Source organism: Wolbachia endosymbiont (group B) of Philonthus cognatus (assembly GCF_947179345.1).
Lineage (GTDB): Bacteria > Pseudomonadota > Alphaproteobacteria > Rickettsiales > Anaplasmataceae > Wolbachia.
The window spans coordinates 494,991-516,101 of record NZ_CAMXBG010000002.1 but is presented as its reverse complement, the minus strand read 5'-3'; the positions used below and the strand labels follow the sequence as shown (position 1 = coordinate 516,101).

The 21,111-nt window shown below is 34.1% G+C and carries 21 protein-coding genes; 14 read left to right on the top strand and 7 right to left on the bottom strand.

Annotated features, from left to right (window positions below):
• Positions 1 to 40: 40 nt before the first annotated feature.
• The 9 genes from ONG78_RS04415 to ONG78_RS04375 all read left to right on the top strand — a co-directional run bounded on the left by ONG78_RS04415 (position 41) and on the right by ONG78_RS04375 (position 10,426).
• Entirely contained in the window at positions 41 to 2,131 is a 2,091-nt protein-coding gene (locus tag ONG78_RS04415; protein WP_264377763.1) for a coiled-coil domain-containing protein, read from the top strand.
• A gap of 137 nt (positions 2,132 to 2,268) precedes the next feature.
• Positions 2,269 to 3,435, top strand: a complete 1,167-nt coding sequence (locus ONG78_RS04410) for a hypothetical protein (RefSeq protein WP_405197777.1) — start codon at positions 2,269 to 2,271, stop codon at positions 3,433 to 3,435.
• 43 nt (positions 3,436 to 3,478) lie between these two features.
• Positions 3,479 to 4,159, top strand: coding sequence for an orotidine-5'-phosphate decarboxylase (gene pyrF, locus ONG78_RS04405; protein ID WP_012481735.1), 681 nt, complete (start codon positions 3,479 to 3,481; stop codon positions 4,157 to 4,159).
• An 818-nt stretch (positions 4,160 to 4,977) separates the two neighbouring features.
• On the top strand, positions 4,978 to 6,126 hold the full coding sequence (locus ONG78_RS04400; protein WP_264377761.1) for a phage major capsid protein: 1,149 nt from the start codon (positions 4,978 to 4,980) through the stop codon (positions 6,124 to 6,126).
• Between the two features lie 74 nt (positions 6,127 to 6,200).
• Entirely contained in the window at positions 6,201 to 6,890 is a 690-nt protein-coding gene (locus tag ONG78_RS04395) for a hypothetical protein (RefSeq protein WP_264377760.1), read from the top strand.
• A gap of 132 nt (positions 6,891 to 7,022) precedes the next feature.
• Positions 7,023 to 7,826 (top strand): hypothetical protein, encoded by an 804-nt coding sequence (locus tag ONG78_RS04390; RefSeq protein WP_264377759.1) that lies wholly within the window; start codon positions 7,023 to 7,025, stop codon positions 7,824 to 7,826.
• A gap of 214 nt (positions 7,827 to 8,040) precedes the next feature.
• Positions 8,041 to 8,829, top strand: coding sequence for a 4-hydroxy-tetrahydrodipicolinate reductase (gene dapB, locus ONG78_RS04385; RefSeq protein WP_264377758.1), 789 nt, complete (start codon positions 8,041 to 8,043; stop codon positions 8,827 to 8,829).
• Positions 8,826 to 9,584 (top strand): phosphate ABC transporter ATP-binding protein PstB, encoded by a 759-nt coding sequence (pstB, locus tag ONG78_RS04380; protein ID WP_010401422.1) that lies wholly within the window; start codon positions 8,826 to 8,828, stop codon positions 9,582 to 9,584. Before dapB ends, pstB begins: the two co-directional genes overlap by 4 nt.
• Before the next feature lie 68 nt (positions 9,585 to 9,652).
• Positions 9,653 to 10,426: an ankyrin repeat domain-containing protein gene (locus tag ONG78_RS04375; RefSeq protein ID WP_264374697.1), complete on the top strand. Its 774-nt coding sequence runs from the start codon at positions 9,653 to 9,655 to the stop codon at positions 10,424 to 10,426.
• Positions 10,427 to 10,693: 267 nt separating this feature from the next.
• On the opposite strand, the gene dxr is transcribed toward ONG78_RS04375, so the two are convergent.
• Both dxr and ONG78_RS04365 read right to left on the bottom strand, forming a co-directional pair.
• Positions 10,694 to 11,869: a 1-deoxy-D-xylulose-5-phosphate reductoisomerase gene (gene dxr, locus ONG78_RS04370; protein WP_264374696.1), complete on the bottom strand. Its 1,176-nt coding sequence runs from the start codon at positions 11,867 to 11,869 to the stop codon at positions 10,694 to 10,696.
• A gap of 27 nt (positions 11,870 to 11,896) precedes the next feature.
• Complete coding sequence (locus ONG78_RS04365; protein WP_264374695.1) at positions 11,897 to 12,391, bottom strand: hypothetical protein; 495 nt, start codon at positions 12,389 to 12,391, stop codon at positions 11,897 to 11,899.
• A gap of 319 nt (positions 12,392 to 12,710) precedes the next feature.
• Here ONG78_RS04365 and ONG78_RS04360 point away from each other — a divergent pair, with 319 nt between their 5' ends.
• The 4 genes from ONG78_RS04360 (at position 12,711) to ONG78_RS04345 (ending at position 17,164) form a co-directional block, all read left to right on the top strand.
• Positions 12,711 to 14,288, top strand: coding sequence for a WH2 domain-containing protein (locus ONG78_RS04360; RefSeq protein ID WP_264377757.1), 1,578 nt, complete (start codon positions 12,711 to 12,713; stop codon positions 14,286 to 14,288).
• A gap of 74 nt (positions 14,289 to 14,362) precedes the next feature.
• Positions 14,363 to 15,622: a proline--tRNA ligase gene (proS, locus tag ONG78_RS04355; protein WP_264377756.1), complete on the top strand. Its 1,260-nt coding sequence runs from the start codon at positions 14,363 to 14,365 to the stop codon at positions 15,620 to 15,622.
• On the top strand, positions 15,619 to 15,993 hold the full coding sequence (locus ONG78_RS04350) for a holo-[acyl-carrier-protein] synthase (protein ID WP_007302804.1): 375 nt from the start codon (positions 15,619 to 15,621) through the stop codon (positions 15,991 to 15,993). Before proS ends, ONG78_RS04350 begins: the two co-directional genes overlap by 4 nt.
• A gap of 91 nt (positions 15,994 to 16,084) precedes the next feature.
• On the top strand, positions 16,085 to 17,164 hold the full coding sequence (locus tag ONG78_RS04345) for a hypothetical protein (RefSeq protein WP_264377755.1): 1,080 nt from the start codon (positions 16,085 to 16,087) through the stop codon (positions 17,162 to 17,164).
• Between the two features lie 71 nt (positions 17,165 to 17,235).
• Here ONG78_RS04345 and ONG78_RS04340 read toward each other — a convergent pair whose 3' ends face one another.
• The 5 genes from ONG78_RS04340 to ONG78_RS04320 form a co-directional block, all read right to left on the bottom strand.
• Entirely contained in the window at positions 17,236 to 17,970 is a 735-nt protein-coding gene (locus tag ONG78_RS04340) for a hypothetical protein (RefSeq protein WP_264377754.1), read from the bottom strand.
• A gap of 58 nt (positions 17,971 to 18,028) precedes the next feature.
• Positions 18,029 to 18,418 carry a phage tail protein gene (locus tag ONG78_RS04335; protein WP_264377753.1) on the bottom strand — a complete coding sequence of 130 codons (390 nt, stop codon included), beginning with the start codon at positions 18,416 to 18,418 and terminating at the stop codon, positions 18,029 to 18,031.
• On the bottom strand, positions 18,393 to 18,794 hold the full coding sequence (gp17, locus tag ONG78_RS04330; protein ID WP_264374690.1) for a tail completion protein gp17: 402 nt from the start codon (positions 18,792 to 18,794) through the stop codon (positions 18,393 to 18,395). Before gp17 ends, ONG78_RS04335 begins: the two co-directional genes overlap by 26 nt.
• 292 nt (positions 18,795 to 19,086) lie before the next feature.
• A complete protein-coding gene (locus ONG78_RS04325; protein WP_264377752.1) occupies positions 19,087 to 19,617 on the bottom strand; it encodes a head-tail connector protein in 531 nt (176 codons plus the stop codon).
• Between the two features lie 102 nt (positions 19,618 to 19,719).
• Positions 19,720 to 20,013: a hypothetical protein gene (locus ONG78_RS04320; protein WP_063631247.1), complete on the bottom strand. Its 294-nt coding sequence runs from the start codon at positions 20,011 to 20,013 to the stop codon at positions 19,720 to 19,722.
• Between the two features lie 625 nt (positions 20,014 to 20,638).
• Between ONG78_RS04320 and dut the strand changes: the two genes are divergently transcribed.
• Positions 20,639 to 21,100, top strand: a complete 462-nt coding sequence (gene dut / locus ONG78_RS04315; RefSeq protein WP_264377751.1) for a dUTP diphosphatase — start codon at positions 20,639 to 20,641, stop codon at positions 21,098 to 21,100.
• The last annotated feature ends 11 nt before the right edge of the window (positions 21,101 to 21,111 follow it).

The following is a 21,111-nucleotide window of genomic DNA, read 5'->3' as shown; positions in this document are numbered from 1 at the left end:
ATTCGTATTACTATACTAATTATTTAGTTGTGAGGTAATAATGATTGGTAATTCATATAATAATAAAATTGAAGAACAAAAAGATGATTATCATGACTTCATTCAAAGGTTTTTGTTTTTGCTCGGTAAGATAAAAGAAAAGAATAAATCAATTCACACTGCTGTAGCTAGTTTTCACATATTATCTTTTTTAATAAAATACAATGCCAATTTTAATAAAGATGAAGTGTATAAAGCCGTTATCCAAGATTTCAATAATGTAAAGGAGGCGAGACTAGAGCTTCAAGATAAGGCTAAAAAAGTATTGAATGGGTATATTGAAAGTGGTGTTGAAACGGTGTCAATATATGGTAGTTGTGCAGAAGTTAAATTGGGAGCTAATAAAAACAAATTCAAAGTCAGTGAGTTTTTGAATAGTAATTTCTGTCAAGATAATGGAATTTCAGGATTTTCAACTCTGCATAGCAATGGAAAAAATGGAATGCACGGTTTTGTTTCTGAAGAAGGAATAAGGCACTATGTTGTAACTGATGGTGCATACGAAATGACTCTGAATTGGTGTGATGAGGACGGAAAAAAGTGCACTATTATAATTAATATTGATGCTAATGGTATAGAACTTATCGAGCGTAATCGTGTTACTGATGATCAATTGAAAGCAAATAAAGATGTAAAAATAGGTAACTTATTCTTGTATCAAATAAAATTTAGAAATAAGGAGAAAGGCAATCATAAATCATCTGAGATTGTGATAGAAAATAGTAATAGAAATATTAACATTCAAACAACTCAAGAAATTGAGCGTGGCATCAAAGAAGCTCAAATAGGTAGTACTAAAATGCAAGACAAAATTGCACAAGTTGTAGATGACAGCTTAAACGAAAGAATTAATAAATTGGAAAAAGAAAATACAAGATTGACTGAAGATAAAGAAACTATGTCAGAACAATTGCAGCAGAAAGTGAGAGAGATAGAGGAGTTAAATGGAAAGGTAAGGCAATTAAATGAGGTTTTGGCTGAAATAACACAAAAATTCGGGCAGCTAAGTGATTCGGTAGAGAGTGAATTTGAGGAGAAAAGAATAGAGAAGGAAAAGTTAAATAAGAAGTTAAGGGAAATGCAAGAAAAGATACAACAGTTAAGTAAAGAAAAGCAAAATTTGGAAGAATATGCTGAAGGTCGAGATGTCAGAGTAAAAAGACTAAAGGATCAAATAAGGAAATCAGAGTACGGACTGGCTAAATCAATGAATGAAAATAAAAGGTTAGAACAAGAACTGAATGATGCTCAAAAAAAGTTAAGTAATAAGGACAATGAAATCCAGAGATTAAAAAATCAATCACATGAATTAGAATCTAAAAAAGTAACAGAATTGATGACATGTTTAGAAAAGAAAGAGAAAAAAATAGCAGAGTTAGAAGCGCAGTTGCAAAAAGAAAGTTCTGAAACTTATGATTTAATACTTAAATCATCGGATTTAGAAGAAGAAAAAAGACGATTACAAGAAAAGTTAAATGAAAAAACTCAAGAAGTGATTAAACTAACTGTAGATTTAGAAGAACTAAGTAAGCAATCGGAAGAGAAAGAAACTAAATATTTCAGTAGGATTAAAGAGTTAGAAAAAATTCTTAATAAAGAAAGAAAAAACAGTGAAGAGTTGGAAAATTATAGCATCAATCTGGAGGAAGAAAGTCACATTCAACATGAAAAGTACAAAGAGTTACTATTTGAGAAGCATTCTATAAAAGAAGAAATTTCAGATTTGAATGATCAATCTTCATTAGTTCATCAGAATCGTGTGAGCTTAGCACAAGATTTGGCAAAAAACATGATATATTTGTTCAAAGAGAATGTAAGAGAAGGAGATAAAGTGATTATATCGCAGGAAACTGTATTAGAGATTTTGAATAGATTGGAGGAATTAATCAAGAATGTTGGAGTCAGTGATCAAGAAATAAAAGGAGTAATTGAAGAAATATCTGTACAAACTAATGATAGCCTTCCTCCTTCAGATATAAGTAATGGAGATTTATCAGCACTACCAAATAAAGAGCTGGATGAAGCTTCATATTCAGAAGATTTTGGATATTCTAGTAGATGTTCTACTCCTAGATGTTCTACTCCTGTCTGATGCCACCTTGCATTTTGAGTTTAGTTAGAATATCAACTAAAGTTTATCACTGGTAAAATTGTGATAAGTGTTCTCCTCTACAGGTAAGACAATTTTAATCAATATATACAAGACTGCTGCAGTTTTGTGTATAGGTGATGAGCAATTTACTTAATAAATATAATACATTTTATTTTATAGCTAGTTCTCTGGCTACTCTCACGTTACTTACATATTTAGCGCTTATTAATGTACCTAGTTCTTTAATTCTCGCTTTAGCTGTATTATCTGTTTTGGCTTTTATGATTTTGTATAAAATAATTATTGACACTAGGAAAGTGGGAAAGGAATTTGCTCACAAAGAGCGTGAGTTGACTCAAGAAAAGCACAATTTATACGAGGAAGAAAGAAAATTTGGTCAAAAAATAGAAGCTGAGAGGAAATCTTTTCTTAAAGAAAAAAAATCTTTGGAGGAGAAATTAGAAGCAAAAATGATCCATATAATTGGAATAACAGACGAATTAGAAAAAGTAACGAAGGAGAAAGATGAGCTTGCTGCACAAGAAAAAGAACTACTCCATAAAATCTCATATTTGTGTAAACAGTTACAGGAAAAAGAAGCTAATCTAACTGAGAGGAAAAAACTTATAATCGAATTGAAAAGAAAAATAGACAATGATAAATATGAGGAATTATATAAGGAAGTAGAGAAATTATCTAAAGAAAAAGAGGAGTTATCTAAGGAAATAGACAAATTACGTAAAGAGAAACATATACTGTATATGAAAAAAGAAGAATTACATAAAAGAAAAGAAGAACTTTGTGTGAAATTAGATGAATTACAATGTAAATTTAAAGAAATTGATCAGAAAAATAAAAACTTATCTCAAGAGTTAAAAAGGAAATTTGAAGAGCTAGATAAAGCAGACGGTTTAATTAAAAATCAATCTTTTGAGTTAGACAGAATAAGACAAGATTGTAATAACGAAGTGAAAAATTTAAGAAATTCACTTTTAGAGCGAGACAGTCAAATAAAACAACTTCAATATGTGATAGATAAGATAGAAGAATCGATAAGAGAAAATGAAACAATTAAAGATTATAGCAAAAAAATAATATTAGGGGAGACTCAGAAAATAAAATTTATATTAGGGCAGCTTGTGCAATTCAAGCCAATGAAAGGTTCCAAAACATCGGAGGAAACGTCTGATTCTTTACAGGAAGATCTTGGATATGCCAGTCGTTCACCCACTCCGACCAGATTATCGTGTTCAGTGTCTGTACAAAGCATTGCAAGTGGACCAATCCCTGAATATGGATTGTAAAATGCAACAATTACTCTTATTATAAAAAAAATTATACAAGATAATGAACCCAATAATATGCGCACTGGATACACAAGATTTGAATGAAGCCATATCTTGGGCTAATGGTCTGCGTGATAAGGTTGGCATGGTAAAACTTGGGTTAGAATTTTTTGCTGCACATGGTCCTTCTGGAGTGAGAGAAGTTGCAAAATGCAATGTACCAATTTTTTTAGATCTAAAATTGTATGATATTCCAAACACTGTAGCTAGAACAGTTGAAGCAATAAAAGCTCTAGATGTTGAAATGCTAACATTGCATATCAGTGGTGGAACAAAAATGCTTAAAGAAGCACTAAGTATAGTGCAAGGAAAGAAAATAAAGCTAATTGGAGTAACAGTACTAACTAGTATGGGCAATGAAGATCTGAGTGAACTCGGAGTAGCAAGGGAAGCAAAATCACAGGTAATTTTGCTAGCAAAGCTTGCAAAAAAGATTGGACTACATGGAGTAGTTTGCTCTGCACTAGAAGCTCAAGAAGTGCGCCAAGAATGTGGTAAAGACTTTAAAATTATTACTCCAGGAATCCGTATGAATCGAGGTCATGATGATCAAAAAAGGACAGCAACACCAAAAGAAGCAATAAATTCAGGAGCTGATTATATCGTAATTGGCAGACCCATTACAGAGAGTAGCAATCCCGCAAGTAGTGCAGAGTTAATATTGAAATCCCTTACTGATTGAAGCAGGGCAGATAAGGTAGCATAGAGTAAAAGCAACAAACGGTATGTATCCGTTCAGCAGGGTGGCAAAACAAGGTAGACGAGAAAAGATAACTAAATGGGTGTCATCCCAGTGCTTGACCATTTTTCTTTTTTTTCTGGATTCCAGCGTCACGCGCTGGAATGACAGGGCTGTGAGTGTCATCGAAGTAGCCGATACAGGCCTTTTTCTTCTGTCATCCCAGTGCCCTGACACTGGGATCCAGTTAAATTTACAGGTATAAAAGTAATCAACGTTTCTGGTGATGATAGAAAAATGGATCCCAGCACAGGATACCATTTATTGTTTTGGCAAATTTGTACGGCTACGTACTTTATTTGCACATTCTCCTGAATAGATACTCAGTGAAAAAAAGTGCTTGACACAAAAAAATGGATGCTGTATAGTACTGACAATTAAGTATAATACTTAGCGTGGTGTAATACTACACTGCTTTTTTTACTTCAACAAGTAATCATTATCATTTTTCTCTCGTTACCAAGCAGCTTACATTCATTTGTATCTACCATGAAGCCAATGCTAGAATCCAGAAAAAAGACCGGTGAATGGCAGGTACGAGCATTATACGTATACAGTTGTATGAACGTTGTTTACCATGAGGGCGCCTCCCAGCACTGGGATCCATATTGTAAACAAGCGTTTGAGTTATACTAAGCTGCCATTCACCGGTCTTTTTTCTGAATGCAGTTTGCATGACAACAAAAAGGTACTGAGATTACTGATAAAGATTACCTTCAAACTACAATACTATTCTAATTTTATTTTTAAAGGAGGCTATTATGTCACTTACTGATATCGCTCACCGTGTTAATGAACTCGCTTCATCATGGGAGCAATTTAAATTAATAAATGATCGCAAACTAAAAGAAATCGAAAGCAAAGGACCTGAGCAGCTATGCAAGATAAATAGTAATATTGATAATTGCAAAGAGCGCTTAGATTTTATTGAAACTTCAGCTCAACGCCCAGAGATTAGCACAGATTTTAATACAGGTGATAAATATTTTTCTGATTATATTCGCAAAGGAATGGAAAGTAGGTTATCACACAAAACCCTAAGTGGAGATGACAATGATATTGGAGGGTATTTAGTTACTCCTCACATTGTAAAACGGATAAACAAGCGTATAGCTGATTCATCTCCAATGCGGCAAATATGTTCCAATCAAAGAATCTCTACTGAAACGCTGGATTATATTATAGAAGATTGTGACCGTGCTGGTGCAGGTTGGAGTGGTGAAACAGTAGAAGATGAAGATGGTGGCTATAAATCCAAGTATGATTTTGCAAAAGACACAAGTACACCTAAAATTCAAAAGATTTCCATCACAACTTACGAGCTCTATGCTCAGCCGCAAATATCACAAAAATTGCTCGATGATGCATTTGTCAATGTTGAAAGTTGGCTTGTGGAAAAGGTTGCCGAAACTTTCAGTAAGAAAGAGAATGAAGCCTTCATTAAAGGTGATGGCACTTTTCAGCCTAAAGGAATTTTAGCTTACGAAGATAAAATAGAGCAAATCAAAGCTGATAAGCTAGACAGCGATGCCATAATGATATTGTACTACTCTCTAAATGAACATTACTCTAAAAATGCATCATTTTTGATGAACAGGAGTACGTTAAAGGACGTGAGGCTACTAAAATCTGAAACAGGTCAATATCTCTGGCAGCCGAGTTTATCGCTTGAAACTCCAGATACTTTGATGGGAATACCGGTATATCAATCTGCTGATATGCCACCTACAATGATTGCAGTAGCGGATTTCAAACAAGCTTATAAGATCGTAGATAACAGAGGAATGAGAATATTGAGAGACCCTTATACAAACAAACCTTATGTTAGATTTTTTGTTACTAAGCGTGTCGGTGGGGAGGTTGTCAACACCAGTGCTATTAAATTATTGAAAATTGCAAGCAAGTACTAAAATTTTTATGAAATAGTTGACATATTATACTTTTTATGTAATAATTAAATTATTGTTAATTTAAGGAGTAAAATATGTTAGAAAAAATAAAAGAGTTTTTTAAGTCGATTGCAAAAAAAATTGCATCAGGCTGGAAGTGGTTGTTTGGTGGTAAATCAAGTAATGCTAAACAAAATTTATCATTAGAGCAAGAAAAGTTTTCAAGCAATACATTAACAAAAACTTTGGATAATACAGTTAATCATGAGAAGCCAGTAGTTGCAGATTATCCAATCCATAGCAATGGTAATGACGGTCGAGCTGATATTACGCAATCTAAGGAACATGATAAACTACCTATTATTGCCAGTATTTCTGAAAACATATCTGGAACGCTGGAACTATTTGTAGATGTAGATAAAGAGCATACAAACAAAGCTTTTGATGATGATATAGATCTTAATTCCATTGAGACTTCTGATCATTTAAAAGTAAACAATTTATACGTCCAGTCCGAAGAAGGAAAAGTATTCCAAATTACTTGTGATAAACCTGAAGTTGTTAATAAAGATGGTGTGTTCTTGAATATAAAGTCAGTAGTTACGGATAATCAAACTGTGTCTAACGAATTGGTAGCAATGAAGAAGATCTTAGGTTTGAGTGAGAAAAAAGCAGTCATTAACGTAACTCAGATATCTAAAGATCCGATTATAGTTCCTCAATCAGAAATTGCTAGTTCTACAACAACACCAGCCGCTAGTAATGGTCTATGTGTTAGTGCATAATAATTGCTATAAACCCTTCAAAAGGAGCATCTTCTTTGGTGCTCTTTTTTCTTTATAAGTTTTCTCCACAGGGAAAATTGACAAATTAAACTTTATATATAATAATTAAATTATTAATTTAAGGAGTAAAGTATGTGGGAAAGTATAAAAAAATTTTTTAAGTGGATTGCTGATCGTACAGGAATTTCATGGATTGCAAGAAAAATTTCATCAGGTTGGAATTGGCTGTTGAGTAGTAAAAAAAATACTACTCAAGAAAATACATCACCAGAAAGACCTTCAGGTGAGAATAAAAATAAAAGTAATACAATTCCAATTGTTAGCACCCCTATGCAAAATGAGACTGAAGAATCTGTATCTAAAACAGATATAAACGTCGAGCCAGCAGAAAATTTTCCAGAAAGATTAAATGATGAACCTAAAGCAGTAGGTGAGATTAAATTTAAGGATAACCAATTCTTTCTTTCATTAAATAAACCTTTAGCAGAAGGAGAGTATACAAATCTCAATCGTCTCAGTGCTCAATCTAGTTCATTGATTAAACTACTTGTATATGTAAAGTGCGGTAAAAATGAATATAAAATCGTTGGTAATGATAATGGCTTGAGTGAGATCAAAAATGTACTTATAGAAGAAGTAACAAAAAAGAATGAAAATGGTGTGTATTTAAATCTTAATAAAATTCAGAGTAAAAAAGATAACACCTACCGTATAGAAGAAATATTAGGATTGGAGAATGGTGTAACAAAGGTTAAAGTAGATGATATATCTAATCAGCCGTTTGAAGGTACAGCGTTGGAGCAGCATAATCTCAATCCTACTACGGCACAACAAGATGAAAAAGGTACAAAACCAAGTCCAACAATTGGAGTACCAGAAGCACAAACACATTGTACCTCTAATCCGAGCAAAGTAGGAAGCGGTATTATTAATTAGTAAACAAATCCTTCACAAAAGAGCACCTCCTTTGGTGCTCTTTTTCTTTATAAGTTTTCTCCATAGGGAAAATTGACTAATTACAATTTTTCGTATCAATTTTCAATAGATTCATCGATGTATAGCTATAGTTTTATCAGTGTAAGGCTAAATATGCTAAGCTTATAAAGATGACAAAGCTTCAAAAAAAGCCTAACATAGTGGAAAAAGCTTTATGAAAATCAAAGTTGGAGTAATAGGCTGCTTAGGCAGAATGGGTAAGAAAATACTCAATGAATTAATTACGAATACCAAAGTGGAAATAGCAGGTGCTGTTGCTCGCTTGGGCAGTGAGTATATAGGCTTAGATATTGGGCCTATTGTAGGCAATAATTGCAATTTAGGAATCAAAATTACAAGTTCTATTAGTGAGGTATTTGAATCGTCCGATGTTGTAATAGATTTTACAACTAAAGAATGTATGCTAGAATGCCTTAAGGCGGCCGTGAAATTTAAAAAACCGCTAGTTAGTGGCACAACTGGAATAGAAGGTCTAAATTTAAAAGAATATGCTGCTAAAGTTCCAATATTATGGTCAGCAAATATGAGTATAGGAGTTAATGTGTTGCTGAAATTGGTAAAAGAAGCTGCCAAACTTTTAGGTAATGAGTATGACGTTGAAATTTGGGAAATGCATCACAATTTAAAAAAGGATTCACCATCTGGAACAGCTATAGAGTTTGGTAAAGCAGTTGCTAACGCTGCAAAAGTGGATTTTGAGCTCAATCAATATTCACATAATAATTCAAATATAAGAGGGAAAGGAGGAATAGGCTTTGCAGTATCTCGTGGAGGTGGAGTAATAGGAGATCACAGTGTCATGTTTGTCAATTCCGATGAACGAGTAGAATTAAATCACAAGGCAATTGACCGCACAACGTTTGCTAGAGGGGCTATTCAAGCAGCAATATGGTTGTGCGAGAATAAAACTCCAGGACTTTATTCAATGCAGGATTTAGTATGAGCGATAAATACGCTTTCGTTAAAAATTTAAATCTTTGGTATGGCTCTAAACAAGTTTTATTCGATATAAATTTGAATATTTGCAAAAAGAAAGTCACAACTTTTATCGGACCTTCTGGGTGCGGTAAATCGACATTTTTGCGTTGTTTTAATCGTATGAATGATTACGTACCTGGATGTAGAGCGACTGGTGAACTGGTAATCGATGGGCTGGGTAATATATATTCACGTGATATGGATGTTGTATTGCTCAGAGCAAAAGTTGGTATGGTATTTCAAAAACCCAATCCTTTTCCAAAGTCAATATATGATAATGTTGCTTATGGACCTAAATTGCATGGCATGGTGAAAAATAAGCAAAAATTAGATGAAATAGTAGAAAGTAGTTTAACTAAGGTTGGTTTATGGGAAGAGTTGAAAGATAGATTGCAAGATAGTGCACTAAATTTATCTGGTGGCCAGCAACAAAGATTATGCATTGCTCGTGCAATTGCAGTAAAGCCAACTATTTTATTAATGGATGAACCATGCTCTGCTCTTGATCCAATGGCAACCAATGCAATCGAAAATCTTATACAAGAATTGAAATTGAGGTTCACCATAATTATGGTAACTCATTCGATGAAGCAAGCTAAAAAATTATCTGACAGCATAGTTTTCTTTTGCAATGGCAAGATTGTTGAATTCGGAAGTACTCAAGAAATATTTGAAAATGCTCAATCTCCCTTAACGAAGGAGTATATTCTGGATCATTAGCTTAATAGTTGATATTTTAATTTTTTCTATGTATAATTTTATCAAGTTTGTTGTGATAGGGGGTTAAAATGTTTAGTACAAGTGAAGCAACAAAAAAGTTGTTTAAAGCTATTGAATTTCAAAATGCTAGTGGTGAAAGAATAACACCTGAGGAAGCTTGGAATCATTTTCAACAAGCATTGAAAGAAGGAGCGAATGTTAACGCTTTTGAGGATGGGATGACACCTTTGATGTGCATTGCTTCAGCTTTTGTTACTAGTAATAACGAGGAACATCAATATTTAGAGCTTATGGCTAAGTTGCTTGTAGAGCATAAAAAAATTGATGTAAATATTAAAAGCAAGCAAGCTGTTATTAAGAGAAAACCAAAGGAACATGATGGTTATCCAGTTTACGAATTTGAGGGGAGAGAAGTAGTAGATAAGGATATAAGGGGTTGTGTATACCTTGACAATTTACAACCTGTTAATGAAGGATTTATACCTCAAAATTATGCTCGTGCAGAGGAGGAAATTAAGACCGGCAAGAAGGAAAAAAATACAGCTCTACACATTGCTTGCAAGTTGGGAAATGTAAACATGATAGAAATATTACTTACACATCCAAATATCAAACCTAATATTAAAAACTATGAAAACAAAAGTCCAAGAAATTGTATTGCAGGACATGTCAAGAAAGCAATAGAACCAGAATTCCTAAAGATAGAAGCAGTCGCTCAAAAAAGGAAACAAACTAATTATGCTTGTGCTTTTTTGTTATCTGGAGTACTTGCTGTTGGTCTATGTTTCACAGTTTATAACCCAGTTCCGTTTGCTGCAACTTCGTTGCTTTTTTTGCAATAGGATGTGGTTGTCTGTATAGAGCAAATACAGTTCTTAACGATGTAAATTTCTCTCAGGTTGATTTCGAACATGCTAAGTGATTTATCTGTTCAGGTAAGGTGTAATTCCAGCACTTGATGCTGGTTTTCATTTAATCTCATTGAATTTAGCATAAGCTCAGTTTACTTGTAAATTTTTCTGGATCCCAGTGTCAGCTACTAGGATGACAGGAGTATGAAATGGGTCTACTTGACCATTTAGTTGTCTTTTCTCGTCTACCTTATTTTATCACTCTGCTGAACGGATACCTTTATTTTCAATAATTTTGTTAGCAATAATACGGCTTTCAAAATCGATACTTGTTATGTCAGATAGTGATTTAATATCAGAGTACTTGTCAAAATTTTCTATTGTTGATTTTACTACCTCTAATATTTCTAAGAAACCGATTCGTGATTTCAAAAATTCGTTAACAGCCATCTCATTTGCAGCATTGAAAACAATACTGTTTGTATGTGGAGAAGAAGAATTTAACACTTCCATACTGAGCTTTAGTGCAGGAAAACATTTGTGGTCTGGTTCTTGAAAGGTCAATTTTCCTTGCTTTGTTAAATCTAATTTATGATTTAAAGTTGATCTTTCTGGCCAAGATAAAGCATATGCAATGGGAATTTCCATATCAGTTTCTGCAAGCACAGCAAAGCTGAACCCATCTTGATAAACTACAACTCCGTGTACTATCGACTCAGGGTGCACTACTGCTTCAATTCTATTTGGACTAATATTAAACAAATGATGTGCTTCTATTATTTCTAGTGCTTTATTCATCATTGTTGCACTATCAACTGAGATTTTCTTTCCCATTTTCCAAGTAGGGTGACTTAGTGCCTGATTTACTGTGATATTTCTTAATTGTTCAAGGCTATAATTTAAAAATGGTCCACCAGAGGCAGTGAGTATAATCTTTTCTACACATTTATCATCGTTTTGCAAAACTTGAAAAATTGCGTTGTGTTCAGAGTCAATAGGGATTATTTGTACGCTCCTTTCTTTAGCTTTTTTAAGTAGTAACTTACCACCGCAAACAATACTCTCTTTGTTTGCTAGAGCAATAACTTTAGTACCGCTTTCTATAACCTTTATAACTGGATCAAGGCCTGCAATGCCAACTATTGCAATAACTGAGAGATCAACAGGTAGAGAAGCAACATTTGCTAGACCTGGAGCACCAACTTCTACTTTGACGTTTGTACCAAGTAGATCTTCTTTTAAATCTTTGTAGAACCTTTCATCAGAAATGGCAGCATATTTTGCATTAAGCAGTTTTGCTTGGTGTGCTAGTAGAGCAAAGTTAGAATTGGCACTTAGTGCTTCCACCTGATATTCTTCCTTTCTCTTTGAGAGCAAATCTACAGTCTTTTTTCCAATGCTTCCTGTTGATCCTAAAACTGAAACTTTTTTCACTAATTACAATAAAATCTTCTTAGTTATTTAGTAACCAAGCTCATGATCATCACCAACAGATGGTGAAGGACCAGGTGAAAAAGATTGGCCATGATGATCACCTGCATCATGCATATCATGCAAACCATCAGCACTTTGAGCCATTTCATTGCTAGCGTGGGGATAATCATCCGGATGATGCCCCTCATCACCGTAGTCCATACCCATTCCTTCTGATGGCATATCTTCTCCACCACCACCTGAAAAATATTCTGCAAGACTTTCAAGAAATTTTATGCCAAACATATTACCTGATTTCCCAAATAACGTTACTAGACTGCTACCACTGACCAACCCTTCAAACACATTATTATAAGCAGCAATTGCTCCTTCATGAAAGTTGAACATCCACTTCATTCCATCCACAATTGTTGCAACAGAGTCACTATGACCAAGACCGAAACCACTTTTCTCACTAGCGGCTTCCTGGTGTTGCTGCTGTGCCTGCCATTCTGCAATATTTGGACCTTGTGCTTCACTCATAAACTTTTATTCTAAGCCTTAAGCTATTATTTTACCAAAAACACTGTAAAATATCAATTGTTTAAGAGAGGTTATCATAAAAATAGCTAACACTAAGCTATTTTTATGATTCTGATTACTCTATACCAAAACATCGATGATGTGCTGTGGTAACAAAGTGATGACTTGAGGTTTAAGACAGCTTCTATTTCTTCTTAGAAGACTGCTCCTCTCTCTTTCCTTTTTATTTTATTATCTTAATATTAATTTACTCATAAATTATTGACAAGTACTAATAATTTAATCATCATTAATATAATATTAATAATAAGGAAGAAAAATGCTTACTAATAATAACACACCATCATCAGCTCCGCCACCACCCCCACCTCTACCACCTGCAGATTGGGGAGAAAATTGGAAGCCAGCGAAAAATAACGATAAAAATGAAAACACTCTTGGTAGTACTCCATCAAAAACCAGCAATAGCACTCAATTAAAAAGAGGTCCATCTGAGGTTACTAATCCAAATTTGCTTGAAGATTTGAAAAATAAGATAAAACACAGGAAAGAAGAAGAAAAAGAAAATAATGCGAGTGACAAAACTGCAAATAAAGGAAGCAAGAATAGTATTCATGTTAAGAATCCAGAAACCAGAAATAGCGCTCAGTCAAAAGAAGAAGATAATGCGAGTGACAAAACTAAAAATGACAGAAGCAATACTAAACAGGTTGTGCCGAAAAAACCTATGACTGAACAACATAATGGTGTACAGTCTGATAGTGAAAATCAAAAGTCATCTGTAGCAGAACAAAAAAAGGCAACTGCCTTAAAATATTCAATTGCTATTTTGTTATTGTGTACATCCGGTCCTGTAGCTGGAGTATACACGTATTTTATCATTTCAGCGGTATTAAGTAATGATGCAGTGCCAGTGTCTTCTGCAGTTATTGCTTCTGTTTCTGCATCGGTTATGTTGAGCTTAGCTGCATATCTTATCAATTCACATCTTTCTGCAATAAACAGCGAGAAAGGAGTTGATCCTGGTAGAAAACAATCACAAGATTTACAGAAAGCAAAAGGACTTGAACATAGCAATACTCCTACACCATCATTTCCAGTAATGTCTGGAATACCCATTGTACCACTACTACCTCCACCACCTCCTCCATTGCCACAAAATGCTGCACCACTACCATCTCCGCCGCCTCCTCCTACAGCTTCCAAGTATACGGAGAAACCTAAGAATGGTGCACCGAAAAAGGCTAATGAATCTAAGCATGATCGTTCTGATCTGCTTGAACAGATAAGAAAAGGTACGAAGTTAAAACCTATTAATGATGGTGCACCGGAGAAGGCTATTGATTCTGAACAAAACAAGTCATTACCTGCGGGTGCCAAACAAGAAACAAAAGAAGAGTATTTTGCAAGAATTGAGAAGTTGCGAGAAGAGAATAAGCAACGTACAATGAGGAATGCTCAATGTCATGATTCTGGGATAGCTAATATCCTGAAGAGGAGACCAGCAATAGAATTTTCTAGTAGTGAAAGTGAAGTTTCTGACCACAGTGACAGTGATGATTGGAGCAATGATAAATCGAAAAAACCGAAAGAGAAAAAGCTGACAAAATCCAGGAAAAAACCTACGCCTTCAAACTCCCAACCAGAAGATGAAAGAGGAAGCAAGAGTCCTGACAGTGGTCATGAATCTGATGATAATGTAAAACCTAAATCCACAACTCCACCACGTTCTACACTAAAGGCAGAGAAGCCACCGATATCGCCTAAGCCTGTTAATTCAAAAACGAAATATGAAGCTTCTCCTGCAGCACAAGCAAATAATGTTGACTCAGTGAATAGTGAGGTGCAAAAACCATTTCAAGTTCAAAGTGTCGTAGATCGAGGTAAGAGAAAGTAGTACACTCTTCTTAAAATAAGTTTACCTACAGGCCTGATTGTATTAAGATTACTTAGTACAATCAGATTTATCAAATGCGTTTATCTCAATATTACCTGCCAACTTTAAAAGAAACCCCGGCTGGTGCTGAAATTATTTCTCATCAATATTTGTTACGTGCGGGCTTAATCAAGCAGACAGCATCTGGAATTTATTCTTGGCTGCCGCTTGGTCTTTTGGTACTTAAAAATATTGAAAATATTATCAGAGATGAAATTGGTGCGATTGAAGTGTTGATGCCTTGTGTGCAGCCAGCAAGTCTTTGGCGAGAGTCAGGACGTTACGATGATTACGGCAAAGAAATGCTACGTATTAAAGATAGGCATGAAAGCGATATGCTTTTTGGTCCAACACATGAGGAGGTGGTAACTGATTTGATTAGAAATACGGTAAAAAGTTACAAAGATTTACCACTTTGTTTATATCAAATTCAGTGGAAGTTTCGTGACGAAGTAAGACCTCGTTATGGCGTTATGAGAGGCAGAGAATTTCTGATGAAGGATGCATACAGTTTTGATGTAGATTACGAAGGTGCACTGAATTCATATAATTTGATGTATAAAACTTACATAAAAATCTTCAAACGCATGGGACTTACTCCAATTGGAGTGAGGGCAGATACAGGACCAATTGGAGGAAATTTAAGTCATGAATTTCATATATTGGCAAACACCGGTGAGAGCACTCTATATTATGACAATAAACTTTTTGAATTACTAGAGAGTGAAGATATTGAAAGTCTGAAGAGCATATATGCAGTTGCAGACGATATGCATGATCCTGAAAGTTGTCCTATACCGCAAGAACAGTTAAATGTTAGCAAGGGTATTGAAATAGGGCATATTTTTTATTTTGGTGATAAATATTCGAAACCTATGAAGGCAAGTGTTACTTCTCAAGATGGAAAAAATGTTAACATGCATATGGGTTCGTATGGTATTGGAGTTTCAAGGCTTGTTGGCGCAATAATAGAAGCTTTCCATGATGATAAAGGAATTATCTGGCCAGAGACAGTAGCTCCTTTTAAAGTTGGTTTGATCAATTTACAAACAAAAGTAACGGAGGCTGCAGATAAAATATACAAAGCTTTGAAAAGCGATGAAGTGCTTTATGATGATACGGACGAAAGTGTAGGAGTGAAATTTGCCAGAATGGATCTGATAGGCTTGCCGTGGCAAATAATTGTTGGAAAAAAAGTAGTAAGTGAAAATACAGTTGAAGTAAAAAATAGAGCAACTGGAGAGGTAGAGGAAATACAAGTTGAAGAAGCAATAAATCGTTTTAGCGCAAAATGATATACGGTATTGGCACTGACATAGTATATATACCCAGAATATTGAGGATATCACAAAAATACGGGGAAAAATTTCTCAATAAAGTCTATACTAAGAAGGAGATAGAGATAAGCAAAAAATATAATAGCCAAGAAGTAAGGGCAAAATATTTTGCTAAACGCTTTGCTGCAAAGGAAGCTTTTGTTAAAGCGCTAGGCACTGGATTCAGCCAAGGAATTATAATGAAAGATATAGAAATATACAGTAATATCAGGGGAAAACCACATCTTGCTATCACAAAGGATTTCATCTCGAAAGACTACAAGATACACCTTTCTCTAAGTGATGATCAAGATTATGCTACTGCGTTTGTTGTAATTTGCGTTGAGTAGATATTGTTTAATACACATACTACATAACATGCTATTTTAATAATAAATTTACTAATAAGTATTAAAATATTAATTTATTAGGAGAAATTTTATGTTTGGAGAAACCAGCAAACTCAACGCAGTAGATACAAAAATTAAATTTAGAGACTTTATTGAAAACACTAACGTGGTAGATTTATGTAAAAAGGAATATTGCATAAGTACATTACATGCAGCACCAAAACGTATAATATTAAATAAGACCATTGAAGAAATATTAGAGAAATTTAACTCAGGCGAAGCATTAGGAAATGACCTTTCATCATGCCAAAGAGAATGCTCGGATTTGAGAAATGCAAAAGCTATCCCAGGTAAAAAAAAATCATCATGCGATAGCCGTTGTAATAAACATTATAACTTAAAAGATAAAGATGAAGGTAAAGATTGGTATAAAGAACTCATTAAACCAAAAGTTGAACTTGATTTTTGTAAAAAAAAATGTATCAAAAATGAAGAAGCTATAAAAAGTGCAGCTAAAGAATACTATGAAAATAAAAAAGAAGAAATAGCACAAAAATTATCAGATGATGAGATTGAAAAACATAAAACCCATATAAAGTCATTAATATATAAGAAGTACAATAAATCAATTGAAGAAGCGAATGTAATCAAAGAAGAGCAAGAAAGAAAAATAGACTCATCAGCAAAAGAAACGTTAGTAGTAACTCAAAATGTTGATGCTGAGAAAATGAAACAAGAATTGCTTGATAAAATAAAAGAGCTTATGAGTCCAAAACAAGAATTTTTAAATTTACTTGTTAAAGAGAATTACGTGGTAGATAAAGTATGTAAAAATTATTATTGCAATAAACAAGAAGAAAAAGAACTTTCTAAATGCAATTCAGAATGCGAGGATAGCAAGGAATTTGAGATTCTCAACGACAGAGAGTATAAAGAATGTAAAACAAATTGTCAAAAAGAAAAAGAATCTAAAAAATACGAATGTGAAGGAAGATGTTATTTAAAACAAGAAGATATAAAGAGTGCAGCTAAGGAATACTATCAGGAAATAAAAAATAACACATCAAAAGAAAAATTTGATACCAGTAAAATGGAACAAGGGTTTCTTGATAAAGTACAAATAATTATGGAAAATACATTTCCTTCAGAGTTAGAGTATTCTGTATTATAGTACTGAACTTTGATTAGGTGGGGAATGTAAGAAGTATAGTTTCAAAAATTTTTTTGAAACTATACTTTGACCTACACAGATCGACCTTTCTGTGAATCCTGGTTTCTGCTTTCTTCAACTTGTTTTGCAAAAGACGTCTCTTGTGTGTCCATATGTTGAAGTGGTTTAGCAATTTCGCGCACAACAGCAGCAACTGCAGTTAAAAACGCCTTGAATAATCCACCTAAAACTCCACCAACTGCTTCTCTACCGTACATACGAGCTTGCTTTTCATTGTCATCAGCAGTTTCCCCTGCCCTCCTTCTTGGATCCATTCTATGAGCAATAACTGAAAACAACACCCCCCTAATTGAAGACTTCACTCGTGCTTTTGCCTTCTGAACATCTTCATCACTTGCTACTTCATGTTTTTCCCTACTATTCATTAGCTCCTTTTGTTGTTGAAAACTTAAGATCTCTTCCATCAGTTGTTTCTTTCTCTTTTCCAGAACTCTTTTCTTGGACTCTGATTTATCGCGAGTGTGTTTTGTGGTTTCAAGTTCTACATCAATATCCTCAGATGCTGCTTGGCTATATAAGGTTTCTATGAGCCTATCTATACTTCGCTTTACTTGCATAGTCCTTTCGTAACTATCTAAATTATCAACTCCTTCATCAATTTGACTTAAAATATCCTCGAAAGGTTTTAAATACTCTTTGCACTGCTCTTCCAGCTGATCTTCATTCTTCAAATTCCTTTCTCTTCTGTCATCGCTATTCTCTTCAATATTATCATCGTCTTCTTCGAAAAGATCCTCATCGTTCATAATTTTTTTTAATTTATTCCCACTTATTATTATTGTATATGAAAAAATTAAATTAACACTAATGAAAAGTGTTCACAACTTCAGCACTGGCTAAAACTACAGTGAAGCTGTCAAAAGTGGCAGGATCATAATATCTCTCATACAATTCAACCGAACACCTGAGTTTTATCTTCTCCTTAGCATTAAAACTAATCTCATAATCATTATTAGAGTTTAACATTGCAGAATTACGCAATAATTCATCAGCCAATACTGAATTTAAAATGCCATTAATTTTTATTGTAATCTTTCTACTTCCAACACAATCAAGCACTTTTCTCCAGCCAAAAGAGGAAATATCTTTCATCTCCTCTTTGTTATTACGCAAAGTAAACCTTAAGTTTCGTATATTATTCAGCACAACAAAATTATTGTCATGACCTTTAATTTTCAGCTGTAATTTGCTCATCGCTACCTCCTTGTATTAAAATATCAAAATTAATTGTTGAATGTAAAACTTCATCATGCTGATTCATAGCACAATTACTTTCAAAAATGGTCTCACTACTAATGCTCTTTACCACCAAGCTAACATGCTTTATAGCAGCAAGCATGCTGCTTATATGATAAGTATATATGTCGCATGAAAATCTTACTTTTGTAGCAAAATTAGATAGCATATGCAGGTTAACATAATTTACTATGCGCAATCTCAGATAAGGAATAGTAACCTGCTTAGGCAGGTAATCATAGATGTTAGTAACATATTTCTTTAAATCAGAGTTTGCTTTTAATGCTGCATAAATACTATTATACAACTCATTTATAATTTGAATTTTTTCCATCTCACAGATACGGCTAAGAACATTGCAATTTGTAGGTACAACAGATGGTGTCATCACATGCCCAGACACTGGTTCACTTTATAATGATGTCATTCCAGTAGCTCTTTCTTGTCATCCTAGTACTGGGATCCAGGAATTTTATTAAGTTGGTAAGCATAAAAGTAGCCGTTTTATTTTAAAATACAACGTTTTGATGATCATGAAAAAACTGGATCCCAGTACTGGGATGACATCGAAGGGGCTACTCGGATGACACCATCTGTTGTATCTGCTATTGAATGACAAACAGGAACTACAAAACAACCTTTGGTTCGCGAAATGGAGAATACACCTTCTTTACCTCAGATAAATGGCTACTTACTTCTGATTCACGATTTTTATAGAGAGCAGAAACATGCTGTATAATACCTAGCTTTATTTGCTCAGGAACGCTGTCATAGCCAGCTTCGTATACAACATCAGCCCTTATTATGTTCAAATAATTGAAAAATTCAATATAGCTTCCTATATCACTAAAATAATAACTAAGTTTTCTATTCTTATCAGTAGCCAATATTATTTTATTCACAGGACCATAGCTTAAATAGATTCTACGAGGTATATAACCTTCATATGAAACTTGCCACGTTTGCTTTACTAGAGACTTTTCCATATGCCACTGAGCATAATCAGTTGCCATAAAAATAAAACTTGAAATCAACTTATCATCTTGATCATTTTCAATTCGTAAAAAAGATTTAACCTCTCCTAAAGTTACTGGAAAAGATTTAGGCTTAGACTTACGTTGTATATTTATAATTGGATACTCTAGTCTTGTTGACATAACAACCCTCCTTTTCTATATATAGCTAAAATAAGTAAGACTTATCCATAAAAAATCTTACTTATTTTAGTTATCACTTAATATTAAATTGCAGCAGCAACTCTATCGTACAAGTATATTGAGAAGAGAACGTATTAACGCTGTTTCTCCTTTTTTATTGATCAAGTTTACTAAGCCGGATTTTAGTAGATTGACATTCTGAGAATGAATGTTATTGAAAGTGGAGTTTATTTCTTTAGCAAGTAGACTGCGAAATTTCTGCACACTTTCATATGCGATATTTTCAAGTTCATGTGCAAACTTATCTTGAGCTACAGCTGATATGTCTTCAACTTTCTCATTGAACTCTTCTAGCTTTCTTTCCTTACCTTTAAAATTTTTCGTAAAAGTTTTCATATTAATTGGCCTCAACTATTCTTATAATTATAATGACAATAAAAAGACTACCGAAGTAAAAAATTAGCACTACAATACTGCAAACAACAGCAGCACACCAAACCGGTTCACTTTATAGCGTAAATTCAAGTATGTCATTCAAGTAGCCCTTTTTTGTCATCCCAGTACTGGGATCCAAGTTGCTCACAAGCAAACTAGCATAGAAAGTGGTACAACGTTTTCGATGAGATTGCAGAAAGGCTGGATTCCAGCATCAAGTGCTGGAATGACATCTCTATAAGACTCCTAACTAATCCAAAATATTATTACTAATTGCAAAAAAGGCAAAAGAACCCACACGTAGTGAGTTTTAATAATTTAAGTTGGCGCTGTAATAATGTGCTAACAAGCGCGATTTGGCTGAATGTAGAAAAAATAAAAAAGACATGCAGCCACTATAATTTCGCCAATAAGTACCTTAAGTTTTTTACTGAGTTTTTGTCTGCAGGTCAAAAACAAGTTTTGAGTCATAAACACCCTTAGTGTCATGATAAGGAAAGCTCGCAACATTTGTCAAGTAGTTTTCTTATCTTTTACAGGCATAATTTACATGCTACAATCAAATTTTCATAACTGGTGAACAAAAATGCAAAGAGATAAAATTAAAGTAGAAATAAAAAAGTTATCACATGGCGAAAGCCTGCCTCTTCCCTGTTATGCAACTATGCAGAGTGCTGGCATGGATCTTTATGCTGCATTGGACGACTCTGTTATTTTAAATCCACTTGAAAGGTTACTTATTCCAACTGGCATTGTAATTGCAATACCAAACGGTTTTGAAGGGCAAGTTCGCCCACGTTCTGGACTTGCTGCAAAACATGGAATCACTGTCTTAAATTCTCCGGGCACTATAGACTCCGATTATCGAGGTGAAGTTAAAGTTTGCCTAATCAATCTAAGTAATCAGCCATATGAAATAAAAAGAGGAGATAGAATTGCACAAATCCTTATTTCTCCTGTATCTCAGGTAATTTGGGATGACAGAGAAGAATTCTGCACAGAAGAAACCGTCCGCAATGAAGGGGGCTTTGGATCAAGCGGTAGGTAGTTTTTTATATG

Excerpts from the sequence above, each read along its gene's own strand:
- ONG78_RS04365 (WP_264374695.1), bottom strand. The coding sequence starts at position 12,391 with ATGAGTGAAGCACAAGGTCCAAATATTGCAGAATGGCAGGCACAGCAG.
- ONG78_RS04375 (WP_264374697.1), top strand. The coding sequence starts at position 9,653 with ATGTTTAGTACAAGTGAAGCAACAAAAAAGTTGTTTAAAGCTATTGAA.
- ONG78_RS04390 (WP_264377759.1), top strand. The coding sequence starts at position 7,023 with ATGTGGGAAAGTATAAAAAAATTTTTTAAGTGGATTGCTGATCGTACA.
- ONG78_RS04400 (WP_264377761.1), top strand. The coding sequence starts at position 4,978 with ATGTCACTTACTGATATCGCTCACCGTGTTAATGAACTCGCTTCATCA.
- ONG78_RS04320 (WP_063631247.1), bottom strand. The coding sequence starts at position 20,013 with ATGAAAACTTTTACGAAAAATTTTAAAGGTAAGGAAAGAAAGCTAGAA.
- ONG78_RS04395 (WP_264377760.1), top strand. The coding sequence starts at position 6,201 with ATGTTAGAAAAAATAAAAGAGTTTTTTAAGTCGATTGCAAAAAAAATT.
- pyrF (WP_012481735.1), top strand. The coding sequence starts at position 3,479 with ATGAACCCAATAATATGCGCACTGGATACACAAGATTTGAATGAAGCC.
- gp17 (WP_264374690.1), bottom strand. The coding sequence starts at position 18,794 with ATGGAAAAAATTCAAATTATAAATGAGTTGTATAATAGTATTTATGCA.
- dut (WP_264377751.1), top strand. The coding sequence starts at position 20,639 with ATGCAAAGAGATAAAATTAAAGTAGAAATAAAAAAGTTATCACATGGC.
- ONG78_RS04325 (WP_264377752.1), bottom strand. The coding sequence starts at position 19,617 with ATGTCAACAAGACTAGAGTATCCAATTATAAATATACAACGTAAGTCT.
- ONG78_RS04410 (WP_405197777.1), top strand. The coding sequence starts at position 2,269 with ATGAGCAATTTACTTAATAAATATAATACATTTTATTTTATAGCTAGT.
- pstB (WP_010401422.1), top strand. The coding sequence starts at position 8,826 with ATGAGCGATAAATACGCTTTCGTTAAAAATTTAAATCTTTGGTATGGC.
- dapB (WP_264377758.1), top strand. The coding sequence starts at position 8,041 with ATGAAAATCAAAGTTGGAGTAATAGGCTGCTTAGGCAGAATGGGTAAG.
- proS (WP_264377756.1), top strand. The coding sequence starts at position 14,363 with ATGCGTTTATCTCAATATTACCTGCCAACTTTAAAAGAAACCCCGGCT.
- ONG78_RS04335 (WP_264377753.1), bottom strand. The coding sequence starts at position 18,418 with ATGAGCAAATTACAGCTGAAAATTAAAGGTCATGACAATAATTTTGTT.
- ONG78_RS04345 (WP_264377755.1), top strand. The coding sequence starts at position 16,085 with ATGTTTGGAGAAACCAGCAAACTCAACGCAGTAGATACAAAAATTAAA.
- ONG78_RS04340 (WP_264377754.1), bottom strand. The coding sequence starts at position 17,970 with ATGAACGATGAGGATCTTTTCGAAGAAGACGATGATAATATTGAAGAG.
- ONG78_RS04360 (WP_264377757.1), top strand. The coding sequence starts at position 12,711 with ATGCTTACTAATAATAACACACCATCATCAGCTCCGCCACCACCCCCA.
- ONG78_RS04415 (WP_264377763.1), top strand. The coding sequence starts at position 41 with ATGATTGGTAATTCATATAATAATAAAATTGAAGAACAAAAAGATGAT.
- ONG78_RS04350 (WP_007302804.1), top strand. The coding sequence starts at position 15,619 with ATGATATACGGTATTGGCACTGACATAGTATATATACCCAGAATATTG.